We start from the raw sequence: 25,764 nt of genomic DNA on the forward strand, positions 1-25,764 counted from the left end.
CCTTAAACATTTTTATGGTGTTGTTGCCACCGTTAGCAGCCAGCGCGCAAGCCAAAAACGCTACTGACCCGGTAACAACAATTGCAACTAACAACTGACCAGCCTGCCATGACTGACCTTACTCAGCATACCTCAGTCTGCTGATACGCTTGTGTGAATATGCTGCCTATCACTGGTGGCGCCTGGCAAGGCCCCAGGGACATGGCCCCGCGCACTGCCGCCGCAGCCCGGTTGAGATCCGCTTCGCTGCGGCCATGAACCACCGCCAGCGGTTTCTCGGCAGTGTTCTCGCCCAGGGCAATCAGGTTACTGAGTCCCACCGCCGGGTCAATACTGTCACCACTATGGCGGCGCCCCCCACCCAGGGCGACGACTGCCATACCCAGAGCTCGGGTATCCATGGCTGCAACAGTACCGTGCCGCTCTGCCCAGATTTCCTTGCTAAGTGGAGCGGACGGCAAATAGTGCGCCGGTCTGGCCAGCAGATCCGCTGGGCCGCCGAGGCCTGCTACCATGCGAGCAAAACGCTCGGCGCCGGCGCCTGAAGACAGCGCTTTTGCTAACTGGCTTTCAGCCTGCTCAGTACTGTTGGCCAGGCCCCCTAACAGCAGCATCTCCCGGCCCAATGTCATGACCACCTGCTGTAGCCGTGGATTCACCCTGTCCCCTCGCAAAAAGGCGATGGCTTCTGCCACTTCCAGGGCGTTGCCGGCACTACTGGCCAGCACCTGACTCATGTCGGTAAGCACCGCCCGTGTGGGTGTTCCGGCCCCGACCGCCACTTGCACCAGAGACTGGGCCAATGCTTGCGCATCCGCTTCAGTGGCCATAAAAGCGCCGCTGCCGGTTTTGACATCCATGATCAGTCCATCTAAACCACAGGCCAGTTTTTTCGACAAAATAGAAGCGGTGATCAGAGCAATGGATTCTACGGTTGCGGTGGTATCACGAGTGGCATAAAAGCGCTTATCGGCCGGCGCCAGATGGGCGGTCTGGCCGATAATGGCAACACCATTGGCCTTTACCAGCGCCCGGAACTGCTCAGCCGATGGGCTGACGTTATAACCAGGGATCGCTTCGAGTTTATCCAGGGTACCGCCGGTATGGCCCAGACCACGGCCGGAAATCATCGGCACATAGCCACCGCAAGCGGCAACCAGCGGCCCCAGTACCAGTGACACCAGATCGCCAACCCCGCCGGTGGAGTGTTTATCCAGCACCGGCCCGTTCAGCGCCAGGTCCTGCCACTGCAGCACATCACCGGAATCCCGCATGGCAGTAACCAGTGCTACCCGTTCATCCAGACTCATGTCATTAAAATAAATGGCCATCGCCATGGCGGCGATTTGCCCTTCACTGACCGTATTGTCGCGAATGCCATTAACGAAATAACGGATCTCGGCTACCGATAATGCCAGGCCATCACGCTTTTTGCGGATCAATTCCTGCACCAGCATCAGTAGCCCTCCTGCTGCTCCTCAACCTGAACCCCAAGGGTATTGAGCAAGCTACCAAGCAAGCTGGAGGCGCCAAAGCGAAAGTGCGCGGCACTCAACCAACCGTTGCCCATGATGTTTTCAGCCAGGGTAAGGTAAGCAGCAGCATCGGCAGCGCTGCGTACCCCACCGGCGGCTTTAAAACCGACATTTTTGCCGCTGTCCTTGATGGCACCGAGCATAATTTCGGCGGCCTCCAAGGTGGCATTGACCGCTACCTTACCGGTAGAGGTTTTAATAAAGTCAGCGCCAGCAGCAATGGCAATATCAGAGGCCTGGCGAATAAGCGCGGCACTGCCAAGCTCACCACTTTCAATGATCACTTTCAGTAAAACATCGCCACAGACGGCCTTACAGGCTTTGACCATGGCCAAGCCCACCTGCTCGTTACCGGCCATCAGTGCTCGGTAAGGGAATACCAGATCCACCTCATCGGCTCCGGCCGCCACAGCAGCACGGGTTTGGGCAACGGCACTGTCGATATCATCACCGCCGGCAGGAAAGTTGGTCACAGTAGCAATTTTTACCTGCCCGGCCACACCCAGTTCGTTCAGGGTGTTACGGGCAATGCCGATAAAACGGGGATAAATACAGATAGCCGCGGTGTTACCTACCGGCGTTACCGCGTCATGGCATAACGCCACCACTTTGGCATCGGTATCATCGTCGTTGAGCGTCGTCAGATCCATCAGGCTCAGTGCCTGACAGGCAGCAGCAGTCAGTTCCATACAGGGGCTCCCCTTCTTGGTACGCCAGTGCCCTGCGCGTACCCGTGCCTAAGCTTGGCCTGCCAGTTATGGCAGACCATCGGGGCGGACTTGGTTCCGTGAAGATTGAGAGGTTGCGGAAATTCCATTTTCCCACGCCAGATTGTCTGTAGTGGCGCCTACCGATGCAGGCGCCGCGAGAGTATGCCAGAACCATTTAAAAAGTGGTACTGGCTTGCTTTTAGTGTGCGCCCAGAGCGATAAAGAGCCCGGCCAGAGTGGCACTCATCAGGTTCGACAGTGAACCGGCCGCCACCGCTTTTAGGCCCATACGGGCAATATCATGGCGACGGCTCGGCGCCATACCACCGAGGCCGCCCAGCAAAATGGCAATGGAGGACAAGTTGGCAAAGCCACACAGCGCAAAAGTGATAATTGCCTGGGTATGGTCAGACAGCTCCTTGGCCTTACCCACAAAGTCAGCATAGGCCACAAACTCATTCAAAATCAGCTTCTGGCCGATGAAAGAACCGGCTGTGATGGCTTCATGCCAAGGTACGCCCATCAAAAAGGCCAGCGGCGCAAACACATAGCCAAGCAACATCTGCATGGACAAGTCCGGCATACCAAACCAGCCACCGATGCCCCCCAAGAGAATATTCAGCAAGGCAATCAGACCAATGAACGCCAGCAGCATGGCGCCAACATTGAGCGCCAGCTGCAAACCGGAAGAGGCGCCAGTGGCGGCCGCATCAATCACGTTAGCGGGTTGATCTTCGTTATCATCCACCACCTGTTCCAGATCCTGGTTCGGCGTTTCCGTTTCCGGCTTGATGATTTTCGCCATCAACAGGCCACCGGGGGCAGCCATAAACGAAGCGGCAATCAGGTACTTCAGTTCAATGCCCATGGCCGCATAACCGGCCAGTACCGAGCCGGCCACCGATGCCAAGCCCCCTACCATGACAGCAAACAGCTCCGACTGGGTCATCTTGCTGACAAAAGGTCGTACCACCAATGGCGCTTCAGTCTGACCCACAAAGATATTGGCCGTAGCAGACAGCGACTCCGGGCGCGAAGTGCCTAGGGCTTTTTGCAAAGCGCCACCGATAATATTGATCACAAACTGCATGGCGCCGATGTAATAAAGCACGGCGATCAGTGATGAGAAGAAAATAATGATGGGCAGTACCCGCAGGGCAAAAATAAAGCCGCCGCTACCGAATACTTTGAACATATCGTCCGACACCAGCGGCCCGAACAGGAAGCTGACCCCCACCTGGGACGCATTAATGACATCCTGAACACCGCTGGATACCGCCTGCAATACGTCCTTACCAAAAGGCACATAAAGTACGAACGCCGCAAACGCCGCCTGAATAGTAAAAGCACCGACAACGGTACGCACCTTGATCGCTTTACGGTTGTCGGACAACAGCACAGCGATGGCCAGCAGGGCAATGATCCCCACCAGTCCCATCAAAACATTCATGAAGTCTTCCTTACTGAAATAGGTGTTATGTTACGCCCGTTACTGGCGAACAGGTTGCGCGCATTATAGCGAAAGGCGCATCCAAGCCCATGGCGTAGACTGCTTTTTCTTGAACGCTGTCCCGTTTCTACAATGCAAACAGGGCTTTGGCATTACACGAAAGCGTTTTCCCAAGAGTCTCTGGTGCCAGATGCAGCGTTGCGGCCAGGCTGGCGAGGATCTCTGGCAGAAATTCTGGGCTGTTGTGTTCAGCCTCGAGGCCAGCCGGTAGCAGGCTGGGGGCATCGGTTTCCAGCAGTAAGTGCTGCGGCCCCACCGCAGCCACAGCGCGGCGGCTTTTATGAGCACTGGCACGCGTCAACACCCCGCCAGCTCCCAGATAAAGGCCCTGGCGGACAAAAGCCTGCGCTTGCTCCACACTGCCAGAAAAGGCATGGACCACACCTCGGATGCCCTTAAAGTGCTGCAGTGTTTTGAGGAGTAAATCATGAGTACCGACGCTGTGCAGGATCACCGGCTTATCGAGTTCACAAGCCAATACCAGCTGCTGTTCCAACCACCACTGCTGCTCGCTAAGGGCAGGGCCACGGTGCTTGTCCAAGCCAACCTCCCCTATCGCAACAAGCGCATGGCGATGCTCATAAGCAAACGCCTGCAAAGTCGCTAATACAGCTCTTTCGCTAGGTAAAAACCAAGGGTGAAAGCCCGCTGCCGGGTAGACCTCAGCATATCGGTGTGCCAGCGCCAGCGGCCGGCCCAAATGCTCAAGGCTGACACCGGGCACCACTATGGCGCCCACGCCCTTGGCCCGGCAACGTGCCAGCAGCGGCGCAACCGGAGCCAGCTCGGCAAAATCCAGGTGGCAGTGTGAATCAATCAGCATAAAAAAGCCCCGCAACGCGGGGCCTTGGTAGGATTAATGTTCCCGCGTCTTACGCAGAATAATATCGGGATAACGCTCAGCCGTCAGGTTGAGGTTCACCATGGTCGGTGCAATGTAAGTCAGATTGTCGCCGCCATCCAACGCCAGGTTGTTGGCACATTTACGCTCAAACTCGGCCAGCTTTTTGGCATCAGTGCATTCAACCCAACGCGCCGTTGCTACGTTAATAGCTTCGTAAATGGCTTCAACGTTGTATTCGGCTTTCAGCCGCGCCACCACCACATCAAACTGCAGAACCCCAACCGCACCAACAATGAGATCGTTGTTTTCTAATGGCCGGAAAACCTGCACCGCTCCTTCTTCGGACAGCTGCACCAAGCCTTTAAGAAGCTGCTTTTGTTTCAACGGGTCGCGCAGCCGGATACGTCGGAACAGCTCAGGGGCAAAATTGGGAATACCGGTGAATTTGAGTTTTTCCCCTTGCGTGAAGGTGTCACCAATCTGGATGGTGCCATGGTTGTGCAAACCGATAATGTCGCCAGGATAGGCTTCGGTCACAGCACTGCGATCGCCGGCCATGAAGGTCAGTGCGTCGGCAATATTGACATCCTTGCCGATACGTACCTGATGCATTTTCATGCCTTTTTGGTACTTGCCGGAAACAATGCGCAAGAAGGCCACCCGGTCACGGTGTTTCGGATCCATGTTGGCCTGGATTTTAAAGACAAAGCCGCTGAAACTGTCATCAGCCGCGGTCACCGTGCGCTCGTCGGTTTCCCGAGGTTGTGGTGTGGGCGCCCATGCGGTCAGGCCATCAAGCATATGGTCAACACCAAAGTTGCCTAGTGCCGTACCCCAGTACACCGGGGTCAGCTCACCCTTTAAGAAGGCGTCAAGTTCAAAGGCATTGGACGCCCCCTGCACCAGCTCCAGCTCGTCGCGCAGGTTTTGTGCATCGCCGCCGAGCAGGGTATCGAGTTCTGGGTTATTCAGGCCCTGAATAGTCCGTTTTTCCTGAATGGTATGACCCTGACCCGATTGGTAAAGAATCACTTCATCGCTGAGCAGGTTATAAACCCCCTTAAAGCCCTTACCACAGCCAATCGGCCAGGTAATGGGTGCGCAGCGGATCTTCAGAACCTCTTCGACTTCGTCCATCAGCTCCATCGGGTCGCGAATATCGCGGTCCAGCTTGTTCATGAAGGTGATGATCGGCGTATCGCGTAGACGGGTCACCTCCATCAGCTTGATGGTGCGATCCTCAACCCCTTTGGCGGAATCAATAACCATTAGGCAGGAATCAACCGCGGTCAGGGTACGGTAAGTGTCTTCTGAGAAATCTTCGTGGCCGGGGGTGTCCAGCAAGTTGACCAAACAACCGGAGTAAGGAAACTGCATCACCGAGGTGGTGACCGAGATGCCCCGCTCTTTTTCCATTTCCATCCAGTCTGATTTGGCGTGCTGGCCAGAGCCGCGGCCTTTTACTGTACCGGCTTTTTGTAACGCCTGACCGAACAGCAACACCTTTTCGGTAATGGTGGTTTTACCGGCATCGGGGTGGGAAATAATAGCGAAGGTACGACGCTTGGCGACTTCGGCGGCAATGGACATGAGGCTCTCACCAACAAGCTGAAAATGACAGCCGCGGATTATACCCCGTTGAGCGCCAGGCGCATAACCAGGGCATCTTCGCGGCCGTCGGCCGTTGGGTAATAACCCCGTCGGTGGCCAACAGTAGCAAAACCGGCCCGTTGATAAAGCGCAGTAGCCGCCTGATTGCTGGCGCGAACTTCCAAAAACAGAGCTTGGTCTGCCTGTTGTTGCGCTTCCGCAATACAATCCGCCAGTAACTGTTGCCCCAGCCCCTGCCCGCGAAAAGCCGGTAAGACGCAGATATTGAAGAGCGTTGACTCATCCAGCACCCGTTGACACACCGTAAAGCCAATGGCCTGTTGGCCATGCCACAACAGGCGCACCCGGTAGCCGTCAGCGAAGCAGCTGGTTAACTGTGCATCAGACCAGGGGTAATGCTGACACGCTTCAATGCCCGCCAGTAGAGGCAGCTCAGCCAGCGTTGCGGTGGTAATGGTCATACAGAGGGTACAGTTGCTGCCACAGTTGGCGTTTATGGTCGGCACTGGCAATGCATTGGTGCGGATCAATAGTGATATCACCACCATCGCCCCAGTGCAGGGCGCCATTATCATCGACCAGCGTCATTCCCAAAGCTTCAGCAACCGCCACACAAAATGCCCGGCTTTGCGGGTCAAGCGGGTAACTTACCGCCAGAGTATGGCCGGTGCTGTTGGCACTTTTCGGGACGTAAGCAACTAGCCCCAAGGCATTGAGAATATCCACACGCACGGCTCCAAAAAGGGCCTCCAGTATAAGCCCTTAGCAGCCATAGCAAAAGGCGGGGCCAAGCCCCGCCCTGTATCAGCGCAGTACTTCCGTGTGGTACTGCAAGGCTTCTGGCAGAGCATCTTGGCGATGATTGATATGCACCGAGAAGGTTGCCTTACTCAACTCATCAGCACTGAGATCAGAGAGATCAAAGAACGCTTCTACACCCAAGTGAGTCTGACAGTTCTTACAATGCTTGACGTTCCAGCGACTTAATACCGTGTGATGGCCAAGCGGGATCTGCTTACCGCCCACGTCGGCATAAGCGCTAATCACAAAAGAACCACTGAGCAGACTACGGTCAATACCCCACACCCGTAATAGCGGCTGCTCCGCCTTCGCGGTTTTTGCAAAAAGGCGCTGGCCAGAGGCCAGAGAGCCGGCGCTGTAAGTCACACCCAGCTGGCTTTCACTGTTAATGCAATCGCGAGAGGTAAAGTAGCTGTTGGGGTCAGTGGCATCTTTGATGAAAGGATACAAAGGTGTATCCATGGTCAGCTCTTCGCCCATCTCCTGGCCAACCGCCGGGCCCTGGCCACCCTGTGGCAAAGTGTTAGCGCTGGTACCGGCATAACCGGCGATAATATCGAACGAATCAGTATGGCCGGTCTGTTGCTGCCAGAGCCAGAACATCCGATCGACATTACAGTGGTGGAAAAAGAAAATTGGGTCGAGGCCAGCCGTGTTGTTCTCACCCATGTCGCCGTTAGCGCCACTTATCTGACCGAATTCGCCTTCGTTGTAAACGTCAAAGCCGCCTACCGCTAGGTGAATATCATTGTGAGGCTGTTCCAGCGGCACTGTCTTAACCTTGTATTCTTTGGTCCAGGCAGCCGCTGAGGTGGTATTGGAAAAAGCCGTATAATTTGGCGCGTCCAGGCAGGTTTCAAATTGCCAGTAAACACCGCCTTTTAACGGGTGAGGATCGCTGTTGGTGACCGGGCCGCCTTTGAGCCAGGCAACAACGTTGCTATTGAGTAGGTTGGTGTTGGTCACTGGATCTTTGAACTTGGCATTATGCATTTCCGTTTGTGCTTGTGCCTCGGCTGTACCTACCAGGCCCGACAACGGATAGCGCACGGTTTCATAGCCCGCCGGTTTGCTGTAGCGCTTGTCATCACCGGCTACCGCGTCATTGACCGCTTTTTGCAGCACATAAGAGCGCAAGGGGTTGTCGACTTGCTTGCCATCCAGCTCAACCTTTTGCGCGGTCAGAATAGACGGGATCCCCTGCATCCGGGTTTGCTCACTGGTCTCGTCCCAATATGGCATGGTGACACCCGGCACGATTGACTGCAGGGCTTTTTCAATGCGCCATACATAGACCCGGTGCCAGGTAGGAAAAAGCACATTACCGTGGTTACAGTAGCCACCCCAGTAAGACGGATCAGTAGCGCCTTGGCCGGCAAAAGGTTCGCCGTGGTAACCGCCAAGAACAAAAAAGGAGTTCAAATCTTCCGGTGGCAGCGCCTTGATGCCAATCCATGCCCGCAGCAAATCCTCCAAGGGTTGCTTATTACCGGCGTCGTATTGCTGCTGTAATTCCCGTACGGAATAGCGCGTGTTCAGTGATGACATAACAGAGTCCTTGTTAGCGAATAAGACGGCGCCGAGGCGCCCATAGAGTAAGCCCGGCGGTCGGCTTCCAGCTGGCCACCAATACTCCGCCGAGCCACAGTCCGAGCATGTCGCCGACCGTCATCCCCAGTGTCATCAGGATGTGGTGCAGCAACGGCAGCGACATCATTTGCGAAGGTAGCCAGTGGTGAGTCAGCCCCATACCTACCAACATCAGTGCTGCGGCAGGTAAGTGCAGTAACAATTGCACTGACCAAGCGTGCTGATGCCCACAGAGCAACCAGCAGGCAATGACACAGGCCGGCACCATCATGAGGCTGGGCAAACTCATCAACGCAGGGTGATGAACTTTAACCAACCAAGAGCCGATCACCATTGCAGCCCCACCAAGACTCCAGGTGATCAAGCCACATTGGGCTACCATTCCTAAGGTTTTCGGATTGATGGCAAAGAAGATGCCAGTGAGAAGAAACAGCCAAGAATACGCCGGCATCAGCTGCCAGGCCCATAGCCATTGCACTACAAGGCCAATCATACCGACGGCATATACCCAGCGTCCCTGCATTGTCATGGTCATCCTCTACCTAAAGGTAATACTACCTGTGTACAACCAACATAGAGGATAAACAAATGGTGGTCAAATGACCATTAGGTTAATTACGGCGATTCAGCATAGAACTGCGCTTTAAGTAAAAGCACGGGTGGGGATTTTTATCCTGGGCCATACAAAACAAAAAAGCCTGCTCAAATGAGCAGGCTTTTTTGTTTTGTATGGCAGGGGCGGAGGGACTCGAACCCCCAACTTTCGGTTTTGGAGACCGACGCTCTACCAATTGAACTACGCCCCTGTAAAGCGGTTGCCATTATAGCGGTTAGGGCATACAGGTAAAGGCTTTTCCCTCACAAAAATATCTGAATGCTGTCTTTTTATACGGCGTTGAGAAATGGGCTGTCTTCTTCTTGTAGCTGCTGGTAAACACTGGTCAATGTCGGCCAGTCCAGCCCCAACGCTTCAGCGGTTTTTTGTGGCCAGATCTCCGGTGCTTGTTCAGGCAAGGTCGGCTGCGCCAGTAACCACTTACTGAGATAGAGTACAGCGGCTTCAGCACTAAAGGGCTTTTCAGCCAATGGTGCAAACTGTTTTTTGATCCCTTGAATAATCACATCTGGGAAGCGCCATTGATTGGCTAATTCAGCGCCGATATCCGCCGTCGAAAAACCCAGCAACGTTCGTTCAGCATCCAACCGCCCCTGGCGCTGAGCCAAGGCCCTGACATCATCAGCTGTATCTGGGAAGGTCAGCACCAGAATCAACATCCCCAGATCATGCAACATACCGCAGGTAAAATGCTGCTCTCCAGGTAAATGAGCAGCCTCAGACAGCAACCGACAGGCTTCAGCGGTCATGAAGCTTTGCTTCCAGAACGCTTTGATATCGATACCTTTGACAGACTCGGTGGCACAAGTCAGCCCGGATGCAATAATCAATGTCCGCAGACGATCCAGACCTAACCGCAAGGATGCATCCCGTACCGAAGAAATTTCTCTAACGCCGCCAAAACGAGCGGAGTTCGCCAGTCTCAGCACCTTAGCTGATAACACCGGGTCCTTGCTAAAGTCCGTAATAATACGATGAAAGTCCGGATCAGGCTGCTCAAACGTAGCAATTAGATCCTGCACAACCTCTGGCATGTGCGGCAATAGATGTGGCTTCGAAAAGCAGTCTTTTAGTTGCATGGAGATCCTCTGGCATCTTGCTCGTTATGGTTATTATGGTCTTTCAATGATGTTGTTATGCTGCTGTTTTAACCTTAAGGCATACGCCATACTGGCACCAGCGCTTTATCACCACACTTAGCAGCCTTTTCCAATACGTCTGTTGGTGATATTAAGCTCAAACCATTGAAAACGAAAAAGGCCCAGTCGTTAGACTGGGCCTTCTCGTGTATTAGGTGCCTGGCAGTGACCTACTCTCACATGGCGAATGCCACACTACCATCGGCGCAACTGCGTTTCACTGCTGAGTTCGGAATGGAGTCAGGTGGTTCCACAGCGCTATTGCCGCCAGGCGAATTTGTTGGAGTCCGCTCATATGAGCCAACTCATTCAATTCGGATTAAAGCTGATAACAATGCTTAGATTCTCAGTCTTGCTTGGCGCCCTACAAAACCCTTTGGGTGTTGTATGGTTAAGCCTCACGGGCAATTAGTACTGGTTAGCTCAACGTATCACTACGCTTACACACCCAGCCTATCAACGTTGTGGTCTTCAACGACCCTTTAGGAGACTCGAAGTCTCAGGGATGACTCATCTCAGGGCTCGCTTCCCGCTTAGATGCTTTCAGCGGTTATCGATTCCGAACTTAGCTACCGGGCAGTGCCACTGGCGTGACAACCCGAACACCAGAGGTTCGTTCACTCCGGTCCTCTCGTACTAGGAGCAACTCCCTTCAATCATCCAACGCCCACGGCAGATAGGGACCGAACTGTCTCACGACGTTCTGAACCCAGCTCGCGTACCACTTTAAATGGCGAACAGCCATACCCTTGGGACCGACTTCAGCCCCAGGATGTGATGAGCCGACATCGAGGTGCCAAACACCGCCGTCGATATGAACTCTTGGGCGGTATCAGCCTGTTATCCCCGGAGTACCTTTTATCCGTTGAGCGATGGCCCTTCCATTCAGAACCACCGGATCACTATGACCTACTTTCGTATCTGCTCGACGTGTCTGTCTCGCAGTTAAGCTGGCTTATGCCATTGCACTAACCTCCTGATGTCCGACCAGGATTAGCCAACCTTCGTGCTCCTCCGTTACACTTTGGGAGGAGACCGCCCCAGTCAAACTACCCACCAGACACTGTCCCTAACCCAGATAATGGGCCGAGGTTAGAACATCAAACATACAAGGGTGGTATTTCAAGGTTGGCTCCACACATACTGGCGTACGTGCTTCATAGCCTCCCACCTATCCTACACATGTAGGCTCAATGTTCAGTGTCAAGCTGTAGTAAAGGTTCACGGGGTCTTTCCGTCTAGCCGCGGGTACACTGCATCTTCACAGCGATTTCAATTTCACTGAGTCTCGGATGGAGACAGCGTGGCCATGGTTACACCATTCGTGCAGGTCGGAACTTACCCGACAAGGAATTTCGCTACCTTAGGACCGTTATAGTTACGGCCGCCGTTTACCGGGGCTTCGATCAAGAGCTTCACCTTACGGCTAACCCCATCAATTAACCTTCCGGCACCGGGCAGGTGTCACACCGTATACGTCCTCTTTCGAGTTTGCACAGTGCTGTGTTTTTGATAAACAGTCCCAGCCACCTGGTCACTGCGGCTGCCAACAGCTTACGACGCGAAGTCTTCACCGTCAGCAGCGTACCTTCTCCCGAAGTTACGGTACTATTTTGCCTAGTTCCTTCACCCGAGTTCTCTCAAGCGCCTTAGTATTCTCTACCTGACCACCAGTGTTGGTTTGGGGTACGGTTCCTGCGCAACTGACGCTTAGAGGCTTTTCCTGGAAGCGTGGCATCAACAGCTTCGTTGCCGTAGCAACTCGTCTCGTGTCTCGACCTTAAGGACCCGGATTTGCCTAAGTCCTCAGCCTACGCACTTTCACATGGACAACCAACGCCATGCCTGCCTAGCCTTCTCCGTCCCCCCTTCGCATTGCGCAGAAGTACAGAAATATTAATCTGTTTCCCATCGACTACGGCTTTCGCCCTCGCCTTAGGAGCCGACTCACCCTGCCCCGATTAACGTTGGACAGGAACCCTTGGTCTTCCGGCGTGGAGGTTTTTCACCCCCATTAACGTTACTCATGTCAGCATTCGCACTTGTGATACCTCCAGCATGCCTCCCGGCACACCTTCAACAGCTTACACAACGCTCCTCTACCACTCCCGTAGGAGTCCGCAGCTTCGGTGCATAGCTTAGCCCCGTTACATCTTCCGCGCAGACCGACTCGACTAGTGAGCTATTACGCTTTCTTTAAAGGGTGGCTGCTTCTAAGCCAACCTCCTAGCTGTCTGAGCCTTTCCACATCGTTTCCCACTTAGCTATGACTTGGGGACCTTAGCTGGCGGTCTGGGTTGTTTCCCTTTTGACGACGGACGTTAGCACCCGCCGTCTGTCTCCCGGATAGTACTCTTGGGTATTCGGAGTTTGCATGGGTTTGGTAAGTCGGGATGACCCCCTAGCCCAAACAGTGCTCTACCCCCCAAGGTATTCGTCCGAGGCGCTACCTAAATAGCTTTCGAGGAGAACCAGCTATCTCCCGGTTTGATTGGCCTTTCACCCCTAATCACAGGTCATCCCCTACTTTTGCAACAGTAGTGGGTTCGGTCCTCCAGTTGGTGTTACCCAACCTTCAACCTGCCCATGACTAGATCACCGGGTTTCGGGTCTATGCCTTGCGACTGGACGCCCAGTTAAGACTCGGTTTCCCTACGGCTCCCCTATTTGGTTAACCTCGCCACAAAACATAAGTCGCTGACCCATTATACAAAAGGTACGCAGTCACACCCGAAGGTGCTCCTACTGCTTGTACGTACAGGGTTTCAGGTTCTATTTCACTCCCCTCGCCGGGGTTCTTTTCGCCTTTCCCTCACGGTACTGGTTCACTATCGGTCAGTTGGGAGTATTTAGCCTTGGAGGATGGTCCCCCCATATTCAGTCAAGATACCACGTGTCCCGACCTACTCTTCGTATGCAACAACAGCTGGCATTTCGTGTACGGGACTATCACCCTCTATCGCGGCACTTTCCAGAGCCTTCCACTATACCAACTGCTGATAAACACACTGGGCTCTTTCCCGTTCGCTCGCCGCTACTGAGGAAATCTCGTTTGATTTCTTTTCCTCGGGGTACTTAGATGTTTCAGTTCTCCCGGTTCGCCTCGTTACGCTATGTATTCACGTAACGATACTTGCTTATGCAAGTGGGTTTCCCCATTCGGAAATCGTTGGCTCATGCGGGTCTTATCACCTCGCCAACGCTTATCGCAGATTAGCACGTCCTTCATCGCCTCCAACTGCCTAGGCATCCACCCTGTACGCTTAGTCACTTAACCATACAACCCCTAAGGGTTTCGCTTGCGCGAACACATCCTCACGAATGAGCATGTCCGTATGTGACTAACACCTGGTTTTTTCGCCGGACGCTCAAGTAAAACTGAGAGTCTCATTTAAATTGCAGTGTTATCAGCTTTCCGAATTGTTAAAGAGCAAGGCTTAAAAAAGCCTAAGGTAAATCTGACGATTTAACTTAGGCATTTCTCGAGCAAACACATAAATGGCGTCCCCTAGGGGATTCGAACCCCTGTTACCGCCGTGAAAGGGCGGTGTCCTAGGCCTCTAGACGAAGGGGACTTCAATCATGGTGGGCTGCTGTTGCAACCACAAACACTAAATGGTGGAGCTAAGCGGGATCGAACCGCTGACCTCCTGCGTGCAAAGCAGGCGCTCTCCCAGCTGAGCTATAGCCCCATATAAAGTGTGGTGGGTCTGAGTGGACTTGAACCACCGACCTCACCCTTATCAGGGGTGCGCTCTAACCAGCTGAGCTACAGACCCACACCTGTATTCGCTCTTACTCATCCAAGTAATCTGTGTGGACACTGCGCAAACAGTACGCCTCTTTTAGTAAGGAGGTGATCCAGCCGCAGGTTCCCCTACGGCTACCTTGTTACGACTTCACCCCAGTCATGAACCACACCGTGGTAAACGCCCTCCCGAAGGTTAAGCTATCTACTTCTGGTGCAGCCCACTCCCATGGTGTGACGGGCGGTGTGTACAAGGCCCGGGAACGTATTCACCGTGGCATTCTGATCCACGATTACTAGCGATTCCGACTTCACGGAGTCGAGTTGCAGACTCCGATCCGGACTACGACGCGCTTTTTGGGATCCGCTTGCTCTCGCGAGGTCGCTTCCCTCTGTACGCGCCATTGTAGCACGTGTGTAGCCCTACTCGTAAGGGCCATGATGACTTGACGTCGTCCCCACCTTCCTCCGGTTTATCACCGGCAGTCTCCTTTGAGTTCCCGACCTGATCGCTGGCAACAAAGGATAGGGGTTGCGCTCGTTGCGGGACTTAACCCAACATTTCACAACACGAGCTGACGACAGCCATGCAGCACCTGTCTCAGAGTTCCCGAAGGCACCAATGCATCTCTGCAAAGTTCTCTGGATGTCAAGAGTAGGTAAGGTTCTTCGCGTTGCATCGAATTAAACCACATGCTCCACCGCTTGTGCGGGCCCCCGTCAATTCATTTGAGTTTTAACCTTGCGGCCGTACTCCCCAGGCGGTCAACTTAACGCGTTAGCTCCGGGATCCACAGTGCATGACCACAGACCCCAAGTTGACATCGTTTACGGCGTGGACTACCAGGGTATCTAATCCTGTTTGCTCCCCACGCTTTCGCACATGAGCGTCAGTCTTTGGCCAGGGGGTCGCCTTCGCCACTGATGTTCCTTCCGATCTCTACGCATTTCACCGCTACACCGGAAATTCCACCCCCCTCTCCAAGACTCTAGCCTGCCAGTCTTAAATGCCATTCCCAGGTTAAGCCCGGGGCTTTCACATCTAACTTAACAGGCCGCCTGCGTGCCCTTTACGCCCAGTAATTCCGATTAACGCTCGCACCCTCCGTATTACCGCGGCTGCTGGCACGGAGTTAGCCGGTGCTTCTTCTGCGAGTAACGTCACAGCAAGCGGTTATTAACCACTCGCCTTTCCTCCTCGCTGAAAGTGCTTTACAACCCGAAGGCCTTCTTCACACACGCGGCATGGCTGGATCAGGGTTGCCCCCATTGTCCAATATTCCCCACTGCTGCCTCCCGTAGGAGTCTGGGCCGTGTCTCAGTCCCAGTGTGGCTGATCATCCTCTCAAACCAGCTAGGGATCGTCGCCTTGGTGAGCCGTTACCTCACCAACTAGCTAATCCCACGTAGGCGCATCCGATAGCAAGAGGCCCGAAGGTCCCCCTCTTTGGTCCGTAGACATTATGCGGTATTAGCCATCGTTTCCAATGGTTATCCCCCTCTATCGGGCAGCTCCCTACGCTTTACTCACCCGTCCGCCGCTCGTCATCTTCTAGCAAGCTAGAAATGTTACCGCTCGACTTGCATGTGTTAGGCCTGCCGCCAGCGTTCAATCTGAGCCATGATCAAACTCTTCAATTAAAAGTTTGATGCTCAATGAATTGCTGAAGTGTTGAACACTTCGCAGTCATCGAGTAAATCTCAATTTTTTGAGATGTACCCTCTGCGAGTGCCCACACAGATTACTTGGATTATCTTGTTAAAGAACGTCGCTCTTGCTGAGCGAGGAAGCGCATTCTACCGCTTCCAGAACACCTGTCAAGCGCTTTGCTCACCAGGGCTTTGAAGCAACTGACCTTAACCGGCGTTGTCGTTCGAAGCGAGGCGCATTCTACTGCTGTGAGACTGGCTGTCAACGCTCTTTTCCACTCTTTTCGCGTGACTGCTGGATATCTAAGCAAAAAGGGGCGTCAACGCCCCTTTTTGCTTGTATTTCATTCAGCTTTAGTTGCTTTTGCTTTCGTCGTCATCACTTTTTTCAAAGTCGGCATCGCTATTATCTCCCACCACATGCTCCATTTTTAATTCCTTGACGGAACGGATGGTGATCACCGGACCCGAGATGGCGTAAAGCGTAAAGACCGTAAACAGCACCAAAGCCGGTTGCAGTGACACCACAACCAAGACTCCAACCACGATGAGAATAGCCAGGAAGGAGACTTTTTCTTTCCACGCCACCTCTTTAAAGGAGGGATAACGAAAGTTAGACACCATTAATACCCCGGCCAGGAAAGTGATCACTGCCACCAGCCAGGAAATAGTGTGCCCTGGTATATCAAAGTCACTGCCTACCCAAACCAGACCAACAACAATGGCCGCCGCCGCTGGGCTCGCCAGTCCCTGGAAGTAGCGCTTATCGGCAATACCCACCTGCGTATTGAAACGGGCCAACCGTAAGGCTGCTCCGACGGTATAGATGAATGCCGCCAACCAGCCGACTTTGCCTAAACCGGATAGCGCCCAGTTATACGCGACCAAGGCAGGTGCCACACCAAAGGAAACCATATCTGCCATGGAATCATACTCAGCACCAAAGGCACTTTGGGTATTGGTCATACGGGCTATGCGGCCATCGAAGCTGTCAAACAGCATGGCAACAAATACGGCTACAGCCGCGGCAGTAAAGTGCCCTTGCATAGACGCAATAACGGCATAGAAACCGGAAAATAGCCCGGCGGTGGTAAATAAATTGGGAAGCAGGTAAATGCCTTTACCCCGAGGGGTGTCGTTAGGCTGTTGCTCACTCATTATGGAAATCTCGCTTGGCGTCGCCATGAGGGTTAGACTGAATACGATATCACAGCCGCTTGGCCGCCCCCAAGATGGTAGGAGAGAGACAATGTTGAAACAGTTTCTGGTTGTGCTTGGCTGCTTGGTCGCCTTTGCTGCCGCCGCTTCAACAGCTACAGACAATGACAAAAACACCGTTTACCGGTGGGTTGATGAACAAGGCAATGTGCATTTTGCCCAAACCCCTCCCGCTGGTATTGCTGCGCAAAAAATCAATATTGACGTGCCACTGGCCGCCAGCCCGGCTCCCGAGCAAGATGCAAAAGCGACTCCGCAGCCGGAAAAAACGTCAGAGCCCAAGTCTAACGATGGCGCACTGACCAACATCAAGCAGCAATTACAACAGGCTTGTGAGCAGGCCAAGAAAAACCTCAATGTACTGCAAAGCTTTGATCGGGTTCGTATCAAGCAAAGTAACGGCGAGTACCGATTTTTGTCTGAACAGGAAAAGCAGGCACAAATAAAGCAGTACCAGCAGCAGATAAAAGAAGCCTGTAAAGATCAATAAAAAGGCCGGCAATGCCGGCCTTTGAGGTTTATTGCGTCAGTTGCAGCTCAGTTTCCCCGGCATCCACATGGATAGGTTTGCCGGGCACCAACTCTCCTTTGAGAATGCGGTTTGCCAGCGGGTTCTCCAGCCGATTCTGGATGGCTCGCTTGAGCGGCCGCGCGCCAAACAACGGGTCAAAACCGGCTTCGGCCAACTGCGCCATGGCAGCATCGGTCAACACCAGTTCAAAGTCTCGCTCGGCCAAGCGGGCTTTCAAGTTAGCCAGCTGGATGTCCGCTATCTGACGGATGATGCTGTTGCTAAGCGGATGAAATACCACCGTTTCATCAATCCGGTTAATAAACTCTGGACGGAAATGGTGGGCAACCACATCCATCACCATCGCTTTCATGACGTCGTAGTCTTTCTCACCCGCGTGTTCCTGAATACGATCTGAGCCCAAGTTCGAGGTCATAATCACCACCGTATTGCGAAAGTCCACGGTGCGCCCCTGGCTATCCGTCAGGCGGCCGTCATCAAGAACTTGCAGCAGCATGTTGAATACATCCGGGTGCGCTTTTTCTACCTCATCAAGCAAAATCACCGAATAAGGACGACGGCGCACTGCTTCGGTCAAATAGCCACCCTCTTCGTAACCAACATACCCTGGAGGCGCCCCTACCAGCCGTGATACGGCGTGTTTTTCCATAAACTCGGACATATCGAGGCGCACCATGGCTTCCTCGGTGTCAAACAGGAACTGAGCTAACGCCTTACATAGCTCAGTTTTACCAACACCGGTTGGCCCCAGGAACAAAAAGGAGCCAATAGGCCGACGCGGATCAGACAGCCCGGCCCGGCTACGACGAATAGCATTGGCCACAGCACTGACGGCTTCTTCCTGACCGACGACCCGCTGATGCAAATTGGCTTCCATTTGCAACAGTTTTTCCCGCTCGCCTTCGAGCATCTTGGCAACCGGAATACCAGTCCAACGCGACACTACCTCAGCGATTTCACTGTCAGTAACGCGGTTTTTCAGTAGTTTCATTTCCTGCATTTCTGCAGCACTGGCCAGATCAAGCTGTTTTTCAAGCTCTGGTATACGGCCATACTGAAGCTCGGACATACGCTCGTAGTTAGCAGCCCGGCGAGCAACATCCAGCTCCTGGCGGGCCTGTTCCAGTTGCGCCTTTATTTGCTGAGTTCCAGATAGCGCCGCTTTCTCGCCTTTCCAGATTTCATCGAGCTCTTCAAAGCGCCCATCCAAGTCGGCCAGCTCTTCATCCAGTAGGGCCAGACGTTTTTTCGAGGCCTCATCGGCTTCTTTAACCAACGCCTGACGTTCCAGTTTTAACTGGATCATACGCCGCTCCAGGCGGTCCAACTCTTCCGGCTTGGAGTCGATCTGCATGCGAATGCTGGAGGCCGCTTCGTCAATCAGATCAATGGCTTTGTCGGGCAGTTGTCGGTCAGTAATGTAGCGATGCGACAGGTTTGCTGCGGCAACAATCGCCGGATCGGTGATCTCAACGCTGTGGTGCAACTCGTAGCGCTCTTTGAGCCCCCGCAAAATCGCGATGGTATCTTCAACACTGGGCTCATCGACCAGTACCTTTTGGAAACGGCGCTCCAGCGCTGCATCTTTTTCAATGTACTGGCGGTATTCATCCAGCGTAGTGGCACCCATGCAGTGCAGCTCACCGCGGGCCAGAGCCGGCTTGAGCATGTTGCCGGCATCCATAGCGCCATCGGCTTTACCTGCCCCTACCATGGTGTGCAACTCATCAATAAACAGAATGACATTGCCTTCTTCTTTGGCCAGTTCATTGAGCAGCGCCTTGAGGCGCTCTTCAAATTCACCACGGTATTTGGCGCCGGCCAGCAGTGCGCCCAAGTCCAGTGACAACACCCGTTTATTCTTCAAACCTTCGGGGACTTCACCATTGATGATGCGCTGTGCCAGCCCTTCGACAATGGCCGTTTTACCGACCCCGGGTTCGCCGATCAGTACCGGGTTGTTCTTGGTGCGCCGCTGCAGTACCTGAATAGCGCGACGGATTTCTTCGTCACGGCCGATCACCGGGTCCAACTTGCCTTGCTCGGCCCGTTCAGTCAGATCAATGGTGTAGCGTTCCAGCGACTGGCGGGTATCCTCGGCGTTCGGGTCATCCACTTTCTGGCCACCACGTAACAGCTCAATGGACTGCTCCACCTTTTCTTTACTGAGGTGGTGCTTTTTCAACAGGCTACCCAGTTCACCCTGATCATCCAGGGCCGCCAAGACAAACAATTCCGAAGAAATAAACTTGTCTTTACGTTTTTGAGCCAGTTTGTCACAGAGGTTCAGCAGGTTTGCTAACGCGCGTGACACCTGCACTTCACCACCGGTACCTTCGACCTTGGGCAGCCTTTCCAGTACTTCGCCAAGTTCCGAGCGAAACCGGTTAAAGTCCACATTATTCTGGGAAAATAAAGACTTAACCACACTACTATCCTGATTGATGAGTGCCATCATCAGGTGTGCAGGTTCGATGAATTGATTGTCTCGACCCAGTGCCAAGGACTGTGCGTCGGACAAAGCCAGCTGAAATTTGCTGGTAAATCGTTCAGGGTGCATCCGGGCCTCCAATAATTCAGTGAGTTACTGACTATGTGGTAGCTCAGAGAGGATTTTTCAAGTCACTTTTTACGAACAATCACAAATGCCATGCGCCCGCACTGGCCGTCCCGGCGGTAAGAGAAAAAGCGCTGACGTTGCTGGTAAGTGCAGGAACTGTCCTGATGGATATCGCGCACTCCCAGATGTTGCAGACGCTGGCGAGCCAGTTGCTGCAGGTCAGCGAGGTAACGCGCACCATGCTGGACAAAAGCTGAGGCCGCCTCAGGCTGCCGGGTAACAAAAGCATCCCGTACTTCTGTACCCACTTCAAAAGCCCGGGGGCCGATACAGGGGCCAAGCCAGGCCGTCAGCTTGACCGGGGCGACAGCCATGCTGGTCACAGCGTTCTCGATAACGCCGGCAGCCAGACCTCGCCAACCGGCATGCGCCACGCCAATATGCTGGCCATCCTGACTGGCCAGCAATACCGGCAAGCAGTCAGCTGTCATCACCACCAGTGCCTGCCCCATCGCATTGCTCACAGCGCCATCGGCGCAAGCAGAAGCCGTACCAGGCAAACGCAGTACTGTATTACTGTGCACCTGCTCCAGCCACGCCGGCTCCGTCACTAAGCCGCTTTGCCATAACAGCAAGCGGCGGTTATACGCCACACGCGACGGTACATCAGCCACATGGTCGCCAACGTTAAAGCCGTGGTATGGCCCCTTACTGACACCACCAAGGCGATCGGTGAACCAGGCGCTGATGTTGTCGGCAAAAACACCATTGATGGAATTAACCGCCATGGTTAGCCAAATCGTCTCGCAACAAGGCATACAGCGCCTGCATATCATCCGGTATTGGCGCCTGCCATTCCATTCGTTCGCCCGATACCGGGTGCGCCAAAATCAACCGCGCGGCGTGCAGGGCCTGGCGGGGGAAGTCACGCAACTGTTGCTGTGTATCTGCGTCCGCCCCTTTGGGTAAACGGGCCCGGCCGCCGTATAGCGGGTCGCCCACCAAGGGGTGACCAATGTGCGTCATGTGCACCCGGATTTGGTGTGTCCTACCCGACTCCAGGCGTAACCGCAGGCGGGTATGCAACCGAAATTTTTCAGCCACTCGATAGTGGGTGACAGCAGGCTTACCGTCTCGAACCACTGCCATGTGAGTACGTTTGGTTGGATGACGACCAATGGCAGCATCAACACTACCACCGGCGGTCATCAGGCCAATAGCCAAGGCTTCATACTCGCGGGTGATATCTCGCGCCTGCAGCTTTTCCACCAAGTGGGTTTGGGCTGCCAATGTTTTCGCCACCACCATCAGACCGGTGGTGTCTTTATCAAGACGGTGCACAATTCCTGCCCGAGGCACGACCGCAATCTGCGGATAATGGTGCAACAAGGCATTCAATAGGGTACCGTCGGCATTGCCTGCTCCAGGGTGCACTACCAGCCCGGCCGGTTTGTTAAGCACCAGAATGTGCTCATCTTCAAAGACAATATTGAGGCTGATATCCTGAGCCTCAAAACGAGGATCAGCCTCCACTTCAGCTTCAATGGCAATGGTTTCCAAGCCCAGCATCTTGTGCCGGGGTTTGTCGATAACATCACCATCAAGGGTGACATTACCGGCCAGGATCCATTCTTTTAAGCGGGATCGGGAATGGTCGGGGAACAAATCGGCCAACACCTGATCCAAGCGTAAGCCAAGGTGTTGACTACTGGCTTGTGCAGTCAATGCAATTACTTCACGCATAGAAGACTCGTTGTGGCCCCTGTGACAGAACAGGGTAGTGGGTTAGAATGCGCCAAAACGGATAGTTTACTCCCCTTTGGCGCTGAACACAGTGGCTTCGACAAAACGGTACGGGAAAGAATCGAGCATGATGAATAAAAAAGGATATGGTATCCCCCTGCTTCTGGCTCTGGGCCTGGCGTTAGGCGGGTGTGCCAGCAGTAAAGATGACAAAGCGCTCAAGTCGTCACCACAGGTGAGTTTTGAGGCCGCACAGTCGGCCATGGCTTCCGGGAATTTTAATAAAGCGGTTAAACAGCTGGAAAGCCTGGACTCACGCTATCCGTTTGGCCCTTACTCGCACCAGGTACAGCTGGATTTGATGTATGCCTATTATAAAAAAGGCGATTACAGCTCTGCCATTTCAATCATCGACCGCTTTATCAAGCTCAATCCGCAGCATGCTGATCTGGACTACGCCTATTACATGCGCGGTCTGAACCACATGGCAATGGATCATAATTTCTTCCAAGAGCTGCTGTGGGTGAAGCATACCGATAAGGATCCGTCGAATACCAAGGCAGCATTCAATGATTTTGCGACGCTGCTCAAACGCTATCCGCACTCCAAGTATGCTGCTGACGCGCAAAAGCGCATGCTGTTTTTGAAAAGCCGCCTGGCCAACTATCAGCTGGCCGTTGCCCGTTACTATGTGAAGCGTAACGCTTGGGTTGCTGCGGCGAATCGAGCTCAGGATGTTGTCGATAACTACGCCGGTACCAAGGCACAAGAAGATGCCTTGGTACTACTGGTCACCTGCTACGACAAACTGGGTATTGATGAGTTGAAACAGCACGCATTGGCTGTGCTGAAAAAGAACTACCCGGACAACAGTCTGGTGAAATAAAAAAGCGGCCTTCAGGCCGCTTTTTTATACCGCTTCTTCGTTTTCCTCACCGGTACGAATGCGAATCACCCGTTCCACAGCGGTCACAAAAATCTTGCCATCACCAATTTTGCCGGTTTGAGCCGTTTGCATAATGGCATCAATGCAACGCTCGACTTCTTCATCGCCGACAACAAGCTCAAGCTTCACCTTGGGCAAAAAGTCCACCATGTACTCAGCACCGCGGTAAAGTTCGGTATGCCCTTTCTGGCGACCAAACCCTTTGACTTCGGTCACCGTCATACCGGTGATCCCAACTTCCGCCAGCGCTTCACGCACGTCATCGAGTTTAAAGGGCTTGATGATGGCTTCGATTTTCTTCATTTTCCTAACCACATGGACACGTTTGCCTACCGCCAAGCATAGCGGTTTGCACCTAGCCATCACAATGTTTCAGGGGCTTATATCGACAGATAACTGATCTTGATGCCACTGCTGGGCATCCGCCAGATCAGTGGGCAAGCTCTGCGTCAACGCACTGTTACTGCTACCAATACGTGCCATGACAACCGCACTGGCGGCGTTGCCAACCTGTACGTAAACCTTGCTGTCGTAGTGTTCTACCGCCACCCCTTGGCCGGAGCTTTGCCAATATGCCAGCTGGCTCAACTCCAGTTCATAAAAGGGCACCCTGGCCGGCCATTGAGGGCTGCTAAGCCGGGCTGCCAAATCAACATGGTCGGCATCACTGAGATGCTCCAGATAAATGCCTCGTAACAGTACCCTGCTACGCCCAGCACTAGTCAGTGAGCGCACCAGCGTGGTTTTATCGGCGTTTTGCGAGCCGGTAATGGCATCTTTGACACGTGCCAATACAAACCGCTGGTAACGCGCTTGATTCTCAGGCTTGGCAAACCACGCTGCAGGTATCATTACGACTTCGAGCAACTGCCAGTCCGGTAACACGCGGTAGTAACCTTTCACTCGCAACATTCGACAGGCTTCGAGATAGGCGCCAGTCAGTACGGGTTGAAAATCTCCCGCTGTCAGCGTGGCACTAGTAAAAGGATTGAAATCTGCGCCGGCAAACAGGTAATGGCCGTGGCCAATACCCCGTGGCGGATCATAGGGGAAATCGGCATGGCCGGTACGATCGTGGTGGTCGCGACAACAACGAGCACAGTAAGATGATGTCTCGTCACTGCTGACGCCACTGTGCTTGCTGACAACCTCACCCACCTCCGCACGTAATCCGGTGCTGGAGCTGTCTGGGCGAATACGTGTTGGTGTTGCACCATAGCCCGCCTCATTTAGCTGGCAACGACAGCTTAGGGTCGCAAAGTCGTCGCGGCGTAAGGTCTTGTTCTGCTCATCAAACGTCACCGTAGAAAACTGGCTAAGCCAGTCCCCTGATGTGGCCAAGTCAGTAGTTTTAACCTGACTGGTCTGGCGCCGTAATCCCTCGGTACTGCTCTCATTCAGGACAATAGCCAAGGTATCTGACGCACTGTCAGGCGGCTGTAGCACACTTGGTAACGCGGCCATGGCGGGCGCCGCCAGTAAGTTTTGAGGTGACGCAACAGATGGCGCTGCCAGCGAGGATGACAGCATCAGTGATTGCTCACCCTGTGCCCAGCTAATCTCCACAAAAAGCTGTTGTTGATGCGGGTAATGCTGCCCGGTAGTGTTAGACCCTCCCCCCGCAAAATACTGCGGCGTCACCGTCCAGCGCCGCTGATAAGTCGTACCTGATAGCGTCAGTTGCTCCTGCCCTGACTGCATTTGTAGATAACCCGCTAAATCGGCCCCCTGATGCCGTAACCGCGCCAGCATCCCCTGGGCAAGGCTCACTGCCGTGGTCTGCTGAATATCGGTACCGGCCTCACGTAACAGCGTTTTCTGGTAAGCCATGACACCGGCAACACCAATGCTGACAATCAGCATGGCAATCATCACTTCAATCAGCCCGAAGCCACGACTAGGCCGCTGCATCACCAGTCCCTCCAGCTGCCAGGCAGGGCCCAAGCACGCAGAAATTCAGATGAGTGACCCAGATTATTCAGTAGCTCCGGCTGATACCGTACTTTCAAAACACCGCTACTCACTGCAACATCATGATTGGCCAGTAAGGCTCCCGCAATGCTGGCTGTACCATCAATGCTGATGACCGAGCTCTGTGACGGCTCGGTATGAAAACTGAAAACGACACCGTAAAATTGCCGGTTACCGCTAAAGTTCAGATTACCGTTTACCACCAGCAACAAGACAGGTGTGGCTGGTTGTCCCAGATCAACAGCTAGCTGGCAATTACCAGTGATCACCACTAACCCCGTTTGCCCAGGCTTTAAAGCAGTACAGTCATCAGCAACCACTTGGGCATCAACAGCCAACTGCTGCCATTGATTAGCTGGCAGTCCGAAAGTGGCCTGAAATAGATCGTCAGGGAAGGCATTACTGTTAGCCAAAATATCACTCCCTGAACTCATGCCTTGGGAGTAACTGGCTTGGCTGCAACCGGCAGCTTGCCACTCCTGCTGCCCACAACTGGTAAAAGTACCGGGTAGTGCCACACTGGCCGCTGACCAAATAGAAAGCGCCACTCCTGAACCTGCCGCATCCGCGCTGGCCGCTATATGAGCCTGTCCAGCCAAGCTTAGTTGCCCCGCCACCATCAGAGGCACAGAAGGGGGCTGGCTCACAATAGGAGACGCCACTACTGTTAAGCGATGCTCACTAGTGGTGCTGCCATCAGGCGCAATTCCCTGAGCTACTAGCTCACTGACCGGGTAGGTAACAGTGTTGCCCCCGGCGCCAATAAAACTGGCCTCTGCCGGTTGCGCAGATACCGTAAAGCGCCCTTGTGGGTTACCACTATCACTGCTGCTGAAGGTAAAGGTGGTAGTCGCAGCAGAGGGCTGGCGCTGCAACTGCGCAGTGGCATAACTCAGGCCACTTTCCGCCGCTTCAAAAGCCAACAAATACTGCTGTTCCGCTCGCATCATACGCTGCTTGGTGACCGCCATACGCGTCGTAAAAGCGGTAATGCCTACTACCAGCGTCATCATGATCAGCACCACAGCCAAGGTCATCAT

Annotated in this window: 19 protein-coding genes, 4 tRNA genes and 3 rRNA genes; 2 read left to right on the forward strand and 24 right to left on the reverse strand. The window is 53.8% G+C overall.

Annotated features, from left to right (window positions below):
* Positions 1-122 precede the first annotated feature (122 nt).
* The 18 genes from deoA to pssA all read right to left on the reverse strand — a co-directional run bounded on the left by deoA (position 123) and on the right by pssA (position 16,912).
* Entirely contained in the window at positions 123-1,460 is a 1,338-nt protein-coding gene (deoA, locus tag WDB70_RS11115; RefSeq protein ID WP_406668082.1) for a thymidine phosphorylase, read from the reverse strand.
* Positions 1,457-2,224 (reverse strand): deoxyribose-phosphate aldolase, encoded by a 768-nt coding sequence (deoC, locus tag WDB70_RS11120; protein WP_406664321.1) that lies wholly within the window; start codon positions 2,222-2,224, stop codon positions 1,457-1,459. Before deoC ends, deoA begins: the two co-directional genes overlap by 4 nt.
* 220 nt (positions 2,225-2,444) lie before the next feature.
* Positions 2,445-3,695, reverse strand: a complete 1,251-nt coding sequence (locus WDB70_RS11125; protein ID WP_406664323.1) for a NupC/NupG family nucleoside CNT transporter — start codon at positions 3,693-3,695, stop codon at positions 2,445-2,447.
* Between the two features lie 127 nt (positions 3,696-3,822).
* Positions 3,823-4,578: a TatD family hydrolase gene (locus tag WDB70_RS11130; protein ID WP_406664325.1), complete on the reverse strand. Its 756-nt coding sequence runs from the start codon at positions 4,576-4,578 to the stop codon at positions 3,823-3,825.
* Positions 4,579-4,611: 33 nt separating this feature from the next.
* Positions 4,612-6,189 carry a peptide chain release factor 3 gene (gene prfC, locus WDB70_RS11135; RefSeq protein WP_406664327.1) on the reverse strand — a complete coding sequence of 526 codons (1,578 nt, stop codon included), beginning with the start codon at positions 6,187-6,189 and terminating at the stop codon, positions 4,612-4,614.
* Between the two features lie 38 nt (positions 6,190-6,227).
* A complete protein-coding gene (gene rimI / locus WDB70_RS11140; RefSeq protein WP_406664329.1) occupies positions 6,228-6,671 on the reverse strand; it encodes a ribosomal protein S18-alanine N-acetyltransferase in 444 nt (147 codons plus the stop codon).
* Positions 6,643-6,936, reverse strand: a complete 294-nt coding sequence (locus WDB70_RS11145; protein ID WP_406664331.1) for a hypothetical protein — start codon at positions 6,934-6,936, stop codon at positions 6,643-6,645. The genes rimI and WDB70_RS11145 overlap by 29 nt, the downstream gene beginning before the upstream one ends.
* 78 nt (positions 6,937-7,014) lie before the next feature.
* Positions 7,015-8,559 carry a tyrosinase family protein gene (locus tag WDB70_RS11150; RefSeq protein WP_406664333.1) on the reverse strand — a complete coding sequence of 515 codons (1,545 nt, stop codon included), beginning with the start codon at positions 8,557-8,559 and terminating at the stop codon, positions 7,015-7,017.
* Between the two features lie 13 nt (positions 8,560-8,572).
* Entirely contained in the window at positions 8,573-9,130 is a 558-nt protein-coding gene (locus WDB70_RS11155) for a hypothetical protein (RefSeq protein ID WP_406664335.1), read from the reverse strand.
* Between the two features lie 201 nt (positions 9,131-9,331).
* A tRNA-Trp gene (locus tag WDB70_RS11160) sits at positions 9,332-9,407 on the reverse strand.
* 79 nt (positions 9,408-9,486) lie between these two features.
* Positions 9,487-10,296 (reverse strand): HDOD domain-containing protein, encoded by an 810-nt coding sequence (locus WDB70_RS11165; RefSeq protein ID WP_406664337.1) that lies wholly within the window; start codon positions 10,294-10,296, stop codon positions 9,487-9,489.
* A 217-nt stretch (positions 10,297-10,513) separates the two neighbouring features.
* A 5S ribosomal RNA gene (gene rrf, locus WDB70_RS11170) occupies positions 10,514-10,628 on the reverse strand.
* Positions 10,629-10,743: 115 nt separating this feature from the next.
* Positions 10,744-13,633, reverse strand: a 23S ribosomal RNA gene (locus WDB70_RS11175).
* A 222-nt stretch (positions 13,634-13,855) separates the two neighbouring features.
* Positions 13,856-13,931: transfer RNA gene (locus WDB70_RS11180), tRNA-Glu, on the reverse strand.
* A gap of 41 nt (positions 13,932-13,972) precedes the next feature.
* Positions 13,973-14,048: transfer RNA gene (locus tag WDB70_RS11185), tRNA-Ala, on the reverse strand.
* A 10-nt stretch (positions 14,049-14,058) separates the two neighbouring features.
* Positions 14,059-14,135, reverse strand: a tRNA-Ile gene (locus tag WDB70_RS11190).
* A 70-nt stretch (positions 14,136-14,205) separates the two neighbouring features.
* Positions 14,206-15,745, reverse strand: a 16S ribosomal RNA gene (locus WDB70_RS11195).
* Together the 16S, 23S and 5S rRNA genes with 3 tRNA genes alongside form the textbook arrangement of a ribosomal RNA operon.
* A 363-nt stretch (positions 15,746-16,108) precedes the next feature.
* Positions 16,109-16,912, reverse strand: coding sequence for a CDP-diacylglycerol--serine O-phosphatidyltransferase (pssA, locus tag WDB70_RS11200; protein ID WP_406664339.1), 804 nt, complete (start codon positions 16,910-16,912; stop codon positions 16,109-16,111).
* 91 nt (positions 16,913-17,003) lie between these two features.
* Here pssA and WDB70_RS11205 point away from each other — a divergent pair, with 91 nt between their 5' ends.
* Positions 17,004-17,462, forward strand: a complete 459-nt coding sequence (locus WDB70_RS11205) for a DUF4124 domain-containing protein (RefSeq protein ID WP_406664341.1) — start codon at positions 17,004-17,006, stop codon at positions 17,460-17,462.
* Between the two features lie 28 nt (positions 17,463-17,490).
* Here the strand turns inward: WDB70_RS11205 and clpB are convergent, their stop codons facing one another.
* The 3 genes from clpB to rluD all read right to left on the reverse strand — a co-directional run bounded on the left by clpB (position 17,491) and on the right by rluD (position 21,807).
* On the reverse strand, positions 17,491-20,064 hold the full coding sequence (gene clpB, locus WDB70_RS11210; RefSeq protein ID WP_406664343.1) for an ATP-dependent chaperone ClpB: 2,574 nt from the start codon (positions 20,062-20,064) through the stop codon (positions 17,491-17,493).
* Positions 20,065-20,126: 62 nt separating this feature from the next.
* Positions 20,127-20,852: a peptidoglycan editing factor PgeF gene (gene pgeF, locus WDB70_RS11215; protein WP_406664346.1), complete on the reverse strand. Its 726-nt coding sequence runs from the start codon at positions 20,850-20,852 to the stop codon at positions 20,127-20,129.
* Entirely contained in the window at positions 20,842-21,807 is a 966-nt protein-coding gene (gene rluD / locus WDB70_RS11220) for a 23S rRNA pseudouridine(1911/1915/1917) synthase RluD (protein ID WP_406664348.1), read from the reverse strand. The genes pgeF and rluD overlap by 11 nt, the downstream gene beginning before the upstream one ends.
* A gap of 127 nt (positions 21,808-21,934) precedes the next feature.
* Between rluD and WDB70_RS11225 the strand changes: the two genes are divergently transcribed.
* Positions 21,935-22,693 carry an outer membrane protein assembly factor BamD gene (locus WDB70_RS11225; RefSeq protein WP_406664350.1) on the forward strand — a complete coding sequence of 253 codons (759 nt, stop codon included), beginning with the start codon at positions 21,935-21,937 and terminating at the stop codon, positions 22,691-22,693.
* A gap of 24 nt (positions 22,694-22,717) precedes the next feature.
* On the opposite strand, the gene glnB is transcribed toward WDB70_RS11225, so the two are convergent.
* From glnB to WDB70_RS11240, 3 genes are all read right to left on the reverse strand, one after another.
* A complete protein-coding gene (gene glnB / locus WDB70_RS11230) occupies positions 22,718-23,056 on the reverse strand; it encodes a nitrogen regulatory protein P-II (RefSeq protein ID WP_406664352.1) in 339 nt (112 codons plus the stop codon).
* A gap of 69 nt (positions 23,057-23,125) precedes the next feature.
* On the reverse strand, positions 23,126-24,664 hold the full coding sequence (locus WDB70_RS11235; protein WP_406664354.1) for a prepilin-type N-terminal cleavage/methylation domain-containing protein: 1,539 nt from the start codon (positions 24,662-24,664) through the stop codon (positions 23,126-23,128).
* Complete coding sequence (locus WDB70_RS11240) at positions 24,664-25,764, reverse strand: PilX N-terminal domain-containing pilus assembly protein (RefSeq protein WP_406664356.1); 1,101 nt, start codon at positions 25,762-25,764, stop codon at positions 24,664-24,666. Before WDB70_RS11240 ends, WDB70_RS11235 begins: the two co-directional genes overlap by 1 nt.

The sequence above is a fragment of the Gallaecimonas aegicerasi genome (genome assembly GCF_045291545.1).
GTDB lineage: Bacteria > Pseudomonadota > Gammaproteobacteria > Enterobacterales > Gallaecimonadaceae > Gallaecimonas.